At 72.9% G+C, this 12,682-nt stretch carries 11 protein-coding genes; 4 read left to right on the top strand and 7 right to left on the bottom strand.

The annotated features are described in order from the left end of the window. Positions 1-544: 544 nt before the first annotated feature. The 3 genes from AB0J24_RS04415 to AB0J24_RS04405 all read left to right on the top strand — a co-directional run bounded on the left by AB0J24_RS04415 (position 545) and on the right by AB0J24_RS04405 (position 5,017). Positions 545-2,329 carry a phosphatidylglycerol lysyltransferase domain-containing protein gene (locus tag AB0J24_RS04415; RefSeq protein WP_358675244.1) on the top strand — a complete coding sequence of 595 codons (1,785 nt, stop codon included), beginning with the start codon at positions 545-547 and terminating at the stop codon, positions 2,327-2,329. Positions 2,330-2,373: 44 nt separating this feature from the next. Further along, the gene (locus AB0J24_RS04410; protein WP_358675241.1) at positions 2,374-4,419 is read left to right on the top strand and encodes an NAD(+) synthase; all 2,046 of its coding nucleotides are present in this window, start codon (positions 2,374-2,376) and stop codon (positions 4,417-4,419) included. 316 nt (positions 4,420-4,735) lie between these two features. After that, positions 4,736-5,017 (top strand): hypothetical protein, encoded by a 282-nt coding sequence (locus AB0J24_RS04405; RefSeq protein ID WP_358675238.1) that lies wholly within the window; start codon positions 4,736-4,738, stop codon positions 5,015-5,017. 19 nt (positions 5,018-5,036) lie between these two features. Here AB0J24_RS04405 and AB0J24_RS04400 read toward each other — a convergent pair whose 3' ends face one another. Continuing rightward, entirely contained in the window at positions 5,037-6,371 is a 1,335-nt protein-coding gene (locus AB0J24_RS04400; RefSeq protein ID WP_358675236.1) for an MFS transporter, read from the bottom strand. A 299-nt stretch (positions 6,372-6,670) separates the two neighbouring features. Between AB0J24_RS04400 and AB0J24_RS04395 the strand changes: the two genes are divergently transcribed. Beyond that, complete coding sequence (locus tag AB0J24_RS04395; protein WP_358675233.1) at positions 6,671-7,489, top strand: hypothetical protein; 819 nt, start codon at positions 6,671-6,673, stop codon at positions 7,487-7,489. A gap of 28 nt (positions 7,490-7,517) precedes the next feature. Here AB0J24_RS04395 and AB0J24_RS04390 read toward each other — a convergent pair whose 3' ends face one another. Genes AB0J24_RS04390 through AB0J24_RS04365 form a run of 6 tightly spaced genes read right to left on the bottom strand, consistent with a single transcriptional unit; the run spans position 7,518 to position 12,679 of the window. After that, positions 7,518-8,144 (bottom strand): HAD-IB family phosphatase, encoded by a 627-nt coding sequence (locus AB0J24_RS04390; RefSeq protein WP_358675231.1) that lies wholly within the window; start codon positions 8,142-8,144, stop codon positions 7,518-7,520. 51 nt (positions 8,145-8,195) lie between these two features. Continuing rightward, complete coding sequence (locus tag AB0J24_RS04385; protein WP_358675228.1) at positions 8,196-8,525, bottom strand: NIPSNAP family protein; 330 nt, start codon at positions 8,523-8,525, stop codon at positions 8,196-8,198. Next, complete coding sequence (locus AB0J24_RS04380; RefSeq protein ID WP_358675225.1) at positions 8,522-9,625, bottom strand: LLM class flavin-dependent oxidoreductase; 1,104 nt, start codon at positions 9,623-9,625, stop codon at positions 8,522-8,524. The genes AB0J24_RS04385 and AB0J24_RS04380 overlap by 4 nt, the downstream gene beginning before the upstream one ends. Before the next feature lie 45 nt (positions 9,626-9,670). Next, a complete protein-coding gene (locus AB0J24_RS04375) occupies positions 9,671-10,663 on the bottom strand; it encodes a ribose-phosphate pyrophosphokinase (RefSeq protein WP_358675222.1) in 993 nt (330 codons plus the stop codon). A 34-nt stretch (positions 10,664-10,697) separates the two neighbouring features. Continuing rightward, positions 10,698-11,642 (bottom strand): PfkB family carbohydrate kinase, encoded by a 945-nt coding sequence (locus AB0J24_RS04370; protein ID WP_358675219.1) that lies wholly within the window; start codon positions 11,640-11,642, stop codon positions 10,698-10,700. Further along, positions 11,639-12,679 (bottom strand): LacI family DNA-binding transcriptional regulator, encoded by a 1,041-nt coding sequence (locus AB0J24_RS04365; protein ID WP_358675216.1) that lies wholly within the window; start codon positions 12,677-12,679, stop codon positions 11,639-11,641. Before AB0J24_RS04365 ends, AB0J24_RS04370 begins: the two co-directional genes overlap by 4 nt. Positions 12,680-12,682: the final 3 nt, after the last annotated feature.

Genomic DNA, 12,682 nt, shown 5'->3' with positions numbered 1-12,682 from the left:
CGTCGAACCGGACGTCGTCCGTCGGACGAGTGGCCACCGTCATTCCGTCGGAGCAATGGGAACCCTTGCGCGACAACCCAGGGTCGGTGCGGTTACCGCTGCGGGCGACTCCGTACGAGATTTTTGGGAGCCCCTCACCGCTGCACGGCCGGACGGCCCGACGGGCCGCCGCGTCCGGCCCGTCCGGTTCGTCCGGCTCACCGGCCCCTGGTCGGCCGGCGACGGTGCCCCCGGCCGGTGGCGGTGGTGAGCCCGGCCGGCAGGTGGCGCTGAGCCGTCCGGCGGCTGACGGTGAACCCGGCCGGCAGGCGGCCGCGCCCCGGCCGGCGGGTGACGGTGAGGCCGTCCCGCCCGGCGACGGCCGGGTGGCGTACACCGGGCCGACCGACAGCGCTAGCGTCCGGCCCTACCTCCCTCCGCCGCCGGGCTCCCCGGACCCGGAGCACCCGGATCGACGGGCTGATCACAGGGCGGCTCGACGGGCGGGATCGGCGGGCGGGATCGACGGGCGGGATCGACAGGCGGGATCGACGAGGAGGAGCGCGTGGCGGCCGACCCCGGCGGGGACCAGCAGCACGGCCCCGTCCGCGCCGAGAGCCCGCACCCGGACCCGGAGGCGCGGCGACGACGGCTCTCCGAGGCAGCCGTGGTCCGCGCCGTGGTGTGGGCGGCCCGGATCGTCGGCCTGCTCACCGTGGCCACCGCGGTGCTGCCCGCGCCGCGCCGGCTGCTGGGCAGCGAGCTGCGCAGCTCGCTCGGTCTCCCCCCGGGCGTGGGCCTGGCCGGGCTGGTCGTGACGGCGGTCGCCGGGGTCGGACTGCTCCTGCTCGCCACCGGGTTGCGACGACGCAAGCAGCGGGCCTGGTGGGTGGCGGCCGGGACGACCGCCGTGCTGCTCGTGGTCAACGTGCTGCACGTCGTGGACCAGCGGCGCGGACTCGCGCCGGTGATCCTGGTCGGCGCGCTGCTGCTGGCGCTGCTGGCCACCCGCCGGTACTTCGTGGCGCGTCAGGACCCGGGCGGGCTCGGCCGCGCGCTGCGCAGCCTCGTCCACTTCGGACTGGCCGGCTTCCTGATCGTCTGGGTGCTGCTCGCGATCAATCCACGGCGGCTCACCGGTGAGGCGTCGATCGCCGCACAGGCAGCGCACGCCGGGCTGTCGCTGATCGGCGTCACCGGCCCGGTGTCGTTCGCCCCGCACGCGCGGTGGCTCGACGACCTGACGACCGCGGCCGGGCTGACCTTCGGCGTGGTCGCCGTGCTCACCGCCGGGTACCACCTGCTGCGGTCACCCGAGCCGCGCCCCTCACTGCTCCCCGAGGACGAGCAGCGGCTGCGCGTGCTGCTGCGCCGGTGCGACGGCGACTCCCTGGCCTACTTCGCGCTGCGCCGCGACAAGGCCGCGGTCTTCGCGCACGGCGGCAAGTCCGCCGTGTCCTACCGGGTGCTGGCCGGGGTGGCGCTGGCGTCCGGCGACCCGGTCGGCGACATCGGTGCCTGGCCCGGCGCGATCGAGGCGTTCCTGCGCGAGTGCACCCGGTACGGCTGGTCGCCCGCCGTGCTCGGCTGCTCCGAGCGCGGCGCGATCGCCTGGGCGAAGGCCGGACTGGACGCACTGGAACTCGGCGACGAGGCGGTGCTCGACGCGACCACCTTCACCCTGGACGGACGGCCGATGCGTGGCGTGCGGCAGACCGTCAAGCGGATGCAGCGGCTCGGGCACACCGCGGTGGTGCGGCGGCTGCGCGACCACGACGACGACGAACGCACCCGGATCGCCCGGCGCGCGCTGCGCTGGCGGGGTGACCAGCACGAGCGCGGTTTCTCGATGGCGTCCTCGCGGGTGGCCGATCCCGCCGACCCGGACGCGGTGATCGTCACCGTGTTCCGCGGCGACGAACCGAGCGGGATGCTGCAGCTGGTCCCCTGGGGCCCGGACGGACTGTCGCTGGACCTCATGCTGCGCGACGCCGGCGCCGACAACGGGATCAACGAACTGATGATCGCCGAGCTGATGGCGGCGGCCCCTGGGCTCGGCGTCCGGCGGGTGTCGCTGAACTTCGCGGTGTTCCGCTCCGCGCTCGAACGCGGGGAGCGGATCGGTGCCGGGCCGGTGGCCCGTGGATGGGCCCGGCTGCTGCGGCTCGCGTCACGCTGGTGGCAGATCGACTCGCTGTACCGCTTCAACGCCAAGTTCCGGCCCGCCTGGCACCCGCGCTACATCCTGTTCCCCGCCGTCCGCGACCTGCCGCGGATCTTGTTCGTCGCGCTGGAGGCGGAGGGGTTCGGCGGGCGCCCCCCGGCGGTGCTGCGACTGCTGCGCCGCTGACGGGCGCCGGAGCCGCGGATTCCGTACGCGGGCAGAATGCCGATGTGGACTTTCGCTCCGTGTACCGCCAGCACTTCCTGCGGGCCGCCGCGGCGACGCTGCACACCACGCTCGCGCAGCCGGCCGCGAACGCCGCCGCGGTGCTGGACGTGGCCCGTTCCTGTCACGACGACGGCGTCGGGCTGGTCGTGTTCCCCGAGCTGACGCTGTCCGGCTACTCGATCGAGGACGTCCTGCTGCAGGACACCCTGCTGGAGGCGGTCGAGCGGGAGCTGGTCGCGCTCGCCGCGGCCACCGCCGACCTGCTGCCGGTGCTCGTCGTCGGGGCGCCGCTGCGGTACCGGCACCGGCTCTACAACACCGCGGTGGTCATCCACCGCGGCCGGATCCTCGGTGTCGCACCCAAGTCGTACCTGCCGACCTACCGCGAGTTCTACGAGCGGCGCCAGACCGCCGCGGGCGACGACGTGCGCGGCGCCACCGTCCGGCTCGGCGGTGACGACCACCCGTTCGGCACCGACCTGCTCTTCGCCGCCCAGGACCTGCCCGGTTTCGTGCTGCACGTCGAGATCTGCGAGGACTTCTGGGTGCCGATCCCACCGTCGGCCGAGGCCGCGCTGGCCGGGGCGACGGTGCTGGCGAACCTGTCCGGGTCGCCGATCACCGTCGGCCGCGCCGAGGAGCGCCGGATGCTGTGCCGGTCCGCCTCGGCGCGGTGCACGGCCGGGTACGTCTACGCCGCCGCGGGCGAGGGCGAGTCGACCACCGACGTCGCCTGGGACGGCCAGACCATGATCTACGAGAACGGCGCGCTGCTCGCCGAGTCCGCCCGGTTCCCGCAGGGTGCGCAGCACTCGGTGGCCGACATCGACCTGGACCTGATCGTCGCCGAGCGGCGCAGGCAGGGCACCTTCGACGACAACCGGCGCACGCACGCCGCCCGCACCGGGGCCTACCGCACGGTGCCGTTCCGGCTCGATCCGCCCGGTCACGACATCGGCCTGCGGCGCACCGTGGAGCGCTTCCCGTTCGTGCCCGCCGACCCGCAGCGCCTGGAGCAGGACTGCTACGAGGCGTACTCGATCCAGGTCGCCGGGCTGGAGCAGCGGCTGCGCGCCATCGGACAACCGAAGGTGGTCATCGGGGTGTCCGGCGGGCTGGACTCCACGCACGCCCTGATCGTCGCGGCCCGGGCGATGGACCGGATGGACCGCCCGCGCACCGACATCCTGGCGTTCACGATGCCCGGCTTCGCCACCTCCGACCACACCCGCAACAACGCGGTCGCGCTGTCCGAGGCGCTCGGCGTCACCTTCTCCACGATCGACATCACCCCGACCGCCCGGACCATGCTGACCGAGATCGGGCACCCCTACGGTCGCGGCGAGCCGGTCTACGACGTGACGTTCGAGAACGTCCAGGCCGGCCTGCGCACCGACTACCTGTTCCGGCTGGCCAACCAGCGCGGCGGGATCGTGCTCGGCACCGGTGACCTGTCCGAGCTGGCCCTGGGCTGGTCCACCTACGGTGTCGGCGACCAGATGTCGCACTACAACGTCAACGGCGGCGTGCCGAAGACGCTGATGCAGCACCTGATCCGCTGGGTCGTCTCCTCGGCGCAGTTCGACGAGCGCGTCGGCGAGGTGCTCCGGTCGGTGCTCGACACCGAGATCACCCCGGAGCTGGTGCCCGCCGACGACGGCCGCGAGGTGCAGTCCAGCGAGGCGACGGTCGGCCCGTACGCACTGCAGGACTTCACCCTCTGGTACACGCTGCGGCACGGGTTCCGGCCGTCCCGGATCGCGTTCCTGGCCGGGCACGCGTGGTCCGACGCGAGCACCGGGCAGTGGCCGCCCGGCTTCCCCGACGACGAGCGCCCGGCCTACTCGCCCGCCGAGATCCGCCGCTGGCTGCAGGTCTTCGCCCAGCGCTTCTTCTCCTTCTCCCAGTTCAAGCGGTCCGCGCTGCCCAACGGTCCGAAGGTCTCCGCCGGTGGGGCGCTGTCCCCGCGCGGTGACTGGCGCGCACCGTCGGACATGTCGGCCGCGCTCTGGCTGGACGAGATCGCCCGCGAGGTCCCGGACCACTGATCGGGTGGTGCGCATCTCACGCCGGGCGCAGCCACGGTGCGTGTCGCCGTGACGTGCGGACCGGTTGCCGATCGAGGCAGCGGGTCGGCGAGCGGTCCCCGGCCCGGCGTGCGTCCCGGCGCGGTCGTGGCGCTCTCCCGGAGATCACCGCACGGGACCGGGTCGTTCGTCGTCCTTGCCTCCGAACAGCGCAAACACTCCGTCCGAAGTGGAGCGTTCGGGGCAGTCGCAGGGCCGCCGGACGCCGTCGGATCCCCTGGTCCGCACGGGTGATCCGCACTACTACTCTCCCTCGCAATCGACCTGGAGGTGAGTCTTGGCGCTCGCGAACATCCTGTCCGAGATGCCCGATCTGCTGGAGCGGACCCTACGGGAGCACACACCCGACTCCCGGGGCTGCTGCCGCGAGTGCCGGGATGCCACCGGGATCAGCGCGGCCTGGCCGTGCGTGACCCGTGACCTCGCCGAGCAGGCCCGCTCGATGAACGGGGCACCGGCACTCGAGACACCCCCCGCCGGGACCGTCGCGGGGCGCCGCCGGGCCCGCGACCTCGGCAGCGCGTCCGCGGCGGCGAACGGCAGGCACCGCTCCCCCTGACCGGGCAGGCGACGCCGGGTCAGGACAACCGGGCCGGGGACCCCGGCCGGTGCGTCTCCCGGATCAGCAGCACCGCGGTCAGCGAGACCAGCGCGACCAGCACCATGTAGGCCGCGACCGACATCGACGTCCCGTAGGCCTGTTGCAGCGCGGTCGCGATCAGCGGGGCGAACCCGCCGCCCAGCACCGCGCCCACGGCGTAGGAGAACGATGCGCCGCTGTAGCGGTAGCGGGCCTCGAACATCTCGGCGAACAGCGCGGACTGCGGGCCGTACGACAGCCCCAGCCCGATCGTCAGCACCACGACCGCGGCGACCATCGCGCCGAACGCGGCCGTGTCCAGCAGCAGGAAGAACGGCACCGGCCAGAGGACCAGCAGCACCGAACCGACCAGGTAGACCGCGCGCCGGCCGGCCCGGTCGGACCAGACCGCGCCGGCGACGATGCTCACCAGCCAGCTCAGCGACCCGATGATCACCACCAGGATCATCGTGTTGCGTTCGACCGCCAGCACCTGGGTGCCGTAGGCGAGCAGGTAGGCCAGGAAGATGTAGCCGATCGCGTTGTTCGCGATGAAGCTGCCCGAGGCCAGCACCAGCTCCCGCGGCCGGTTCCGGAAGACCTCGAGGATCGGGGCCCGGCTGCGCGACCGGTTCTCCCGCAGCATCGCGAACACCGGGCTCTCCTCGACCCGCAGTCGGATCACCAGGCCCACCACCACCAGCAGGATCGACAACAGGAACGGGATCCGCCAGCCCCAGGCCGCGAACTGCTCCGGGCTGGTCAGGTTCGACACGACGAGGAACACTAGCTGGGCGAGGATCAGCCCGGCCGGGACGCCGATCTGCGGGAACGAACCGTACCGGCCGCGCTTTCCGGGCGGCGCGTGCTCGACTGACATCAGCGCGGCTCCGCCCCACTCACCGCCCGCGGAGAGCCCCTGCAGCAGCCGCAGCACGACGAGCAGGATCGGGGCGGCGACGCCGATCTGCGCATACGTCGGCAGCAGGCCGACGCCGACCGTGGCGAAACCCATCAGCAGCAGCGACGCCACCAGCATCTTCTTGCGGCCGATCCGGTCGCCGAAGTGCCCCCAGACGATCCCGCCGAGCGGGCGGGCGATCAGGCCGACCCCGAGCGTCGCGAACGCGGCCAGGGTGCCGGAGGCGGGCGACAGCGTCGAGAAGAACTGGCTGTTGAACACCAGGGCGGCGGCCGTGGCGTAGATGAAGAAGTCGTACCACTCGATCGTCGTGCCGATCGCGCTCGTGGTGGCGACGCGGCGTACCTGGCGCGGCGCCGAACCGGTCGTGTCGGCGACGCTCCCGGCGCCCACCGGGTCGGTCGATGTCATCGGGCCCTCCCCTCCGGCCGCACCTCGTCGTGCGACCGCACCGAGCCTCGCACCGAACGTCCGGTCGGCATAACCCGGAGAACGAATCCCAGACGTCCGGACGGGCCGAAAGGTTGCGACCACTCGCCGCATCGGGCCGCGCGGTCGTCTCCCGCCGGTGCCGGACACCCGGCCGGCGCGGCGGTCTTCGCTAACGTCCGGGACGGAACTCGCGGTCCGGTTCCCCCGACGGGCAGGGATTCCCCCGATCCCACGCTCCCCCGCAGCCCGCCCGGCCCGCGTGCCGGAGGAGAACTGTCGTGCCCCGACACCGCCATCGGCGGGCGGACGAGACCCTCTCCGGGTTTCGTCACGTCGCCACCGCGGCCGCCGTCGCGAGCGGAGCCCTCGCCGTCGTCACCCCCGTCGCCGGGCTGGAGCTCGGCCCGGTCGAGGCGGACCTGCGCCTGGCGTCCGAGACGACCGGCAGCACCGACGGAACCGGTGAACCCGATCATGCCGCGGCCTTCGCCGAGGCCGCGGCCGCCGCCGAGGCACCGCGCAGCGCGCCGGTGCTCGGTTCGGACCTGGTCCGCTCCGCCGGCCTGCTCGACGCCACCGCCGACGCAGGTCGCGCCGCCGGCGCGGAGGCCGAGCGGATCGCCGAGCGGGCCGCCGCACGGGCCCGCACCGTCGCGGGTCGCGACGACCGACCGCAGCCCGGTGAGGGCGCGGGCCGGGGCGGGCCGGACACCGCGTCCTGCGACATCGACACCAGCGGCCTGGGCGCCGTGCAGAGCTGGGTCGCCGACGCCGCCGAGTTCCTGGGCTGCGCCTACGGCCGGCCGGACCTGATCGGCGTCGCCCAGCGGGCCAACGCCTCCGACCACCCGACCGGGCACGCCCTGGACCTGATGGTGCGGGGTGAGACCGGTGACCGGATCGCCGAGTGCGCGCTGGCCAACGCCGACGAGCTGGGCGTGAAGTACGTGATCTGGGATCAGCGGATGAACCACGGCTCGGGCTGGACCGAGATGGAGGATCGCGGCGACGACACCGCGAACCATGTCGACCACGTGCACATCTCGTTCGAGAAGAGCGCCGGTTCCGGTGATCCCGACCTGGGCAGGTGCGCCTGACCCGCGGGGGGCGCGGCGCCCCACCGCGTCACGAGGGGACCAGCTCCCGGCCGAGCGCGTAGGCCGCGCGCAGGTCGGAGCCCTCGTAGACGACGGCGCAGCGGTCGCGCAGCAGTTCGGTCGGATTGACCCCGACGGTGTGGGTCAGCCGCTCGAACAACAGCATGTCCGAGCGGGAGTCGCCGTAGGCCGTGCAGTCGTCCTCACCCAGCCCGAGATCGGCGAGCAGGCTCAGGGTGATGTCGACCTTGTGCTGCAGGGTGAGCAGCGAGTCCGTCCGCGGCGCGCGGCCGGGCACCACGTCCGAGCCGAACGTCCGGTGCGCCCCCCAGCCCTCCAGCCTGCGCACGAAGAAGTGCGGCGACTGGGAGATCACCGCGACGTGCTCGCCGCGGGCCCGGATGTCCGCGAACACCTCCGGCACACCCTCGATCCAGGCGGCGGCCTCGAAGGCCGCGTCGATCTCGGCCTCGGAGGCGTCCTCCCAGAGGGGCAGCACCGACTCCCAGAACTGCAGGTCGGTCAGTCCGCCCGCGTTCCACGAGCGTTCGACGGCGTCTGCGATCTCGAACGCGCCCAGGTGGCGCGACAGCTCCACGGTGGCGGCGCCGCGCAACAGCGTGCCGTCCATGTCGAAGACGTGCAGGCGGGTCATCGTTCTCCTCGCAGGGTGCAGCGCGGGCAGCGGTCGGTCACGAGCGGTCGGTCACTGCCCGGGGGTGGCCGGGCCGGCGTCGAGGACCCGCCGCCGCATCGAGGCGAACAGCGGCCCGTCGGCCTCGGCGGCGGTCAGCGCCGCGACCCACTCCGGATCGCCCAGCATCGCGTTCCACTTCCGGTCGAGCTCGGCCAGGTCGTCGAACCTCAGGGTGTAGACGAGCTCGCCGAAGGAGTGCTCGCCGATCATGGTACGGCCGGCGCTGACCAGCTCCATGCCGTGCTTGTCGAGCATCGGCACGGTGGCGGAGGTGAACAGGTCGAGCACCGCACCGAGCCGGCCCGGTGCGGCCACGTACTCGCGAACCTCGTAGATCACGCCCGCTCCCCCTCGACGAAGGCGGGCAGGACCTGCTCGGCCATCAGCTCCATCTGGGCGACGACGGCCTCGATCGGCTGCCCCCAGGCGATCAGGCAGGCGAGGTGGTCGACGCCCAACGCCTCCATGTGCTTGAACCGCTCGATCATCTTGTCCGCCGTGGAGAGGACCGGGTCGGAGTACTTCTCCCAGAGGTTGTCCGAGGACGGCGACTCGGTCGCGGGCACGATCCGGCCCGCCTCCACGAACTCCACCTTCTCGCCCGCGTCGCGTGCCTTGAGCCGGTCCTCGCGGGTGCCCCGACTGCCGGTCTGGGTGAGCGCGAGGTAGTGGTTGTACTCGCTGACCATGTCGTCGAAGAACTCGAGCGCGTCGGCCTCGGTCCGCCCCAGCCAGGTGTGCCGGTAGACCATGACCTCACCGCGCGGTGAACCGCTCGCGGCGGCCGCGGTGTTGAACGCCTCGAGCAGCGCCTCGAGGTCCCCGTGCGGCTCGAAGTTGCCCCAGTTCGGCGCCGTGAGCAGGTTGAGGCCCTGCTCGGCCACCTTCCGGACACCGTCGACGCTCTGCGAACCGACCCACAGGTCCGGACCGGGCTGCGAGGCGGGCTTGGGCACGATCGTCGTGCGCGGGAAGGAGAAGAAGCGACCGTCGTAGGTCACGTCGTCCTCGACCCACACCCGCCGGATGATCTCCAGCGCCTCCTCGTAGATCTCGCGCCCCTGTGCGGGGTCCACCCCGATCCGGTCCAGCTGGTAGCGGCCGCCGCCCCGGGCCACGCCGATGCCCACCCGGCCCGGTGCCAGGTGGTCCAGCATCGCCATCTCCGACGCGATCAGCAGCGGGTTGTAGCTGGGGAGCACCACCACGCCGGGCAGGATCCGCAACCGCGTGGTGCGGGCGGCCGCGAGCGCGGCGAAGGCCAGTGCGCTGGGGTTCGCCACGTAGTTCTGGAAGACGTTCTCGTTGATCGCGACGCCCTCGAAACCGAGCCGCTCGGCGGTGTCGACGATCGTGAGCATGTCCTGCAGGAGCTCGCCCCACGGACGGTCCATGTCCGCGTAGAAGAAGGGGGTCGTCACCCAGAATTTCAGTGCCATGTCGTCTCTCCTCGACGGCCGGGTATGTAAACGTTTCTATCTCATCTAGAAAAGATGGTTCTTCCCGCCGAAGACCTCGCTCACCGAGTCGTCGGTGAAGATCCTCCGTATGGAGTCCGCGAGCAGCGGTGCGCAGGACACGACGTCGATCGACGACGGCGCGCCCGGTCGCAGCGGGATGGTGTCGGTGACGACGATCCGCTCGAACGGAGACGCCGCCAGGTTCTCGAAGGCCCGCCCGCTGAACACGGGATGGGTGGCCGCGGCGAACACCCGCCGCGCACCGGCCCGCGCGACCGCCTCCCCCGCGGCGCGCAGCGTGCCGGCGGTGTCGATGATGTCGTCGACGATGATCGCGGTCTTGCCCCGGACATCGCCGATCACCTGGTTGATCTCGGCGACCTGCTGCGCGGGACGCTCCTTGTCCAGGATGGCCAGACCGGCGCCCATCCGGGTCGCGAACTGCTTGTTGAGCTTCACCCGTCCCGCGTCGGGCGCCACGACCACCAGATCGTCGTCGAGCCCCGCGAAGTGGTCCGCCAGCATCATCAGCGCTGTCATGTGGTCCACCGGGATCCCGAAGAACCCCTGCAGCTGACCCGCGTGCAGATCCATGGTGAGCACCCGGTCGACGCCGGCCGCCTCGAGGGTGCGGGCGACCATCCGCGCCGAGATCGGCTCGCGCGGCGCGGACTTCTTGTCCTGCCGCGAGTAGCCGTACCAGGGCGTCACCGCGATCACCCGATGTGCGCTCGCCCCGACCGCCGCGTCCACCATGACCAGCAGTTCCAGCAGCGCGTCGTTGGCGTTCACCCCGGTGTCGGGATTGCCGCACATCGGTTGGACGAGGAAGACGTCCGCACCGCGGATCGACTCGTCGAACCGGCAGTACACCTCGTCGTTGGAGAAGGTCCGCAGCGTGATCGGGCCGAGATCGACCCCCAGCTGGCCGGCGATCCGACCGGCCAGCGCGGGGTTCGCGCGGCCGGAGAACAGCATCAGCCGCTTGTCGTAGCCCCGCAGTAGCGATGCCGTCATGTGTCCATCCTTCGTCCAGGTCGTGGGGGCCGGCTCATCGAGCGGGCCCGGTCGCGGCGTCGATCGCCGCGACCCGCGGCATGCCGGCCCGGGCCCCGACCGTGCCGACGGACAGCGAGGCAGCCGCGACACCGCGGGCGACGGCCTCGGGTACCGGGACACCGGCGGCCACCGCGGCCGCGAGCACCCCGTTGAACGTGTCACCCGCGCCCGTGGTGTCCCGGACGTCCGCGGGCGGGGCGGGAACCGGTACCGCCCCCCGCTCGGGGTCGACGACCAGAACGCCGTCGCCACCGAGCGTCACCGCCACGTGGGCACCGGTCCGGGCGGCCACCGCGGCGGCCATCTCCGGCACGGTCCGCGCCGCCGGGTCGCCCGCCTCGGCCCCGAGCAGCGCGTGCAGATCCTCCAGCTCGGTCCGGTTCGGCGTCAGGACCGGGCCGAGGCCGAGCAGGTCCACCAGCCCGGAGGAGACCGGCGCCGGGTTCAGCACGCAGGCCAACCCGTGCGCGGCCGCCGTCCCGACCGCGGCCGCCACCGCGGCCGGCGGGATCTCGGTACTGACGAGCACGCAACCGGCCCACCCGGCCGAGCGTTCCACCGCCGCGCACACCGTCGCCGCGTCCACGACCGCGTTGGCCCCGGCACCGACGGCGATCTGGTTCTCCCCCTCGTCGTCGACGACGATCAGCGCCGTCCCGGTGGCGACGTCGTCGAGCACCGCCACGTCGGAGACGTCGATACCCTCCGCACGCAGCTCGGCCAGCGCGCCGCCCCCGGTGTCGTCGGCGCCGACCGCGCCGCAGTAGCGGACCTCGGCGCCGGCCCGGGCCGCGGCGACCGCCGCATTGGCCCCCTTCCCGCCGCCGTACCGCTCGACCCCGGGGCCGACCACCGTCTCCCCGGGCCCCGGCAACCGGGCCGCACGCACCACCAGGTCGACGTTCACGGCACCGACCACCACCACCCGGGGCGTCATCGGTCCGACCTCGGCGGGCCCACCGAGTCCCGCACCTGGACGACGGCGGGAAGCTCGCCGATGGCACCGGACTCGTCGTTCTCCAACAGGTCGAACAGGGCCGCCGCGGCCCGGAAGCCCATGTCGTGGGCGGGCTGACGGACGGTGGTCAGTCGCGGGGTGAGCAGTGCGGAGACCGGCAGGTCGTCGAACCCGACGACGCTCACGTCCTGCGGGATGCGGAGACCGGCGTCGCGGCAGTACTCCATCGCCCCGATCGCCATCAGGTCGTTCATGCAGATCAACGCCGTGGGCCGCGGTTCGGCGGCCAGCGCCCGCTCGGCGAGCTCGCGCCCGGACGCCTGCCGGTAGTCACCGGGCAGCACCGGCACCGAGTCCGGATCGATCCCGGCCCCGGCGAACGCCTCCCGGTACCCGGCCAGTCGCTGCTGGGCCGTCCACAGGCTGGGCGGCCCGCCGATCACGGCGACCCGCCGGTGCCCCTGTTCCATCACGTGCGCCGACACCTCCCGGGCCCCCCTGCGGGCTTCGCACACCACCGCGGGGAGGTCCAGGCCGGGGATCTGCTCGTCGACGAGCACGACCGGCCCGGAGCGCGCCAGCTCGTAGATCGCCGCGGGCATCGATCCCGTCCCGGACAGGTAGATCACACCGTCGATCCGCTGGCTGCGCAGCAGCTGCGCCTGCTTCTCCTCCGGCAGCTCCGACGCGTCCGGCACCACCAGCACGACCAGGACGTCGCGGGCGGATGCGGCCCGCTGCACGCCCTCGGTCACCATGGCGAAGAACTGGTTGGTCAGGTCGGGCACGATCATCCCGATGGTGGCGGCGCCCCGCCGCTTGAGGCTGCGGGCGGACTCGTTGGGCGAGTACTCGAGCACCTGGACGGCGTCGAGCACCCGGTTGCGCCGCTCGGGAGCCACCGGCCCGGAGTCGTTGAGCACGTAGCTCACCGTGCTCAACGAGACCTGGGCGTGCTCGGCCACGTCCTTCATCGTGGGCCGTCTGCGCCTGGGCCTGCGGTCGGACTGCGTCACGTC

Origin of the sequence: Pseudonocardia sp. NPDC049635 (assembly GCF_040659795.1) — a bacterium.
Taxonomy (GTDB): Bacteria; Actinomycetota; Actinomycetes; order Mycobacteriales; family Pseudonocardiaceae; genus Pseudonocardia.
This window is presented reverse-complemented; position numbering and strand designations above follow the sequence as displayed.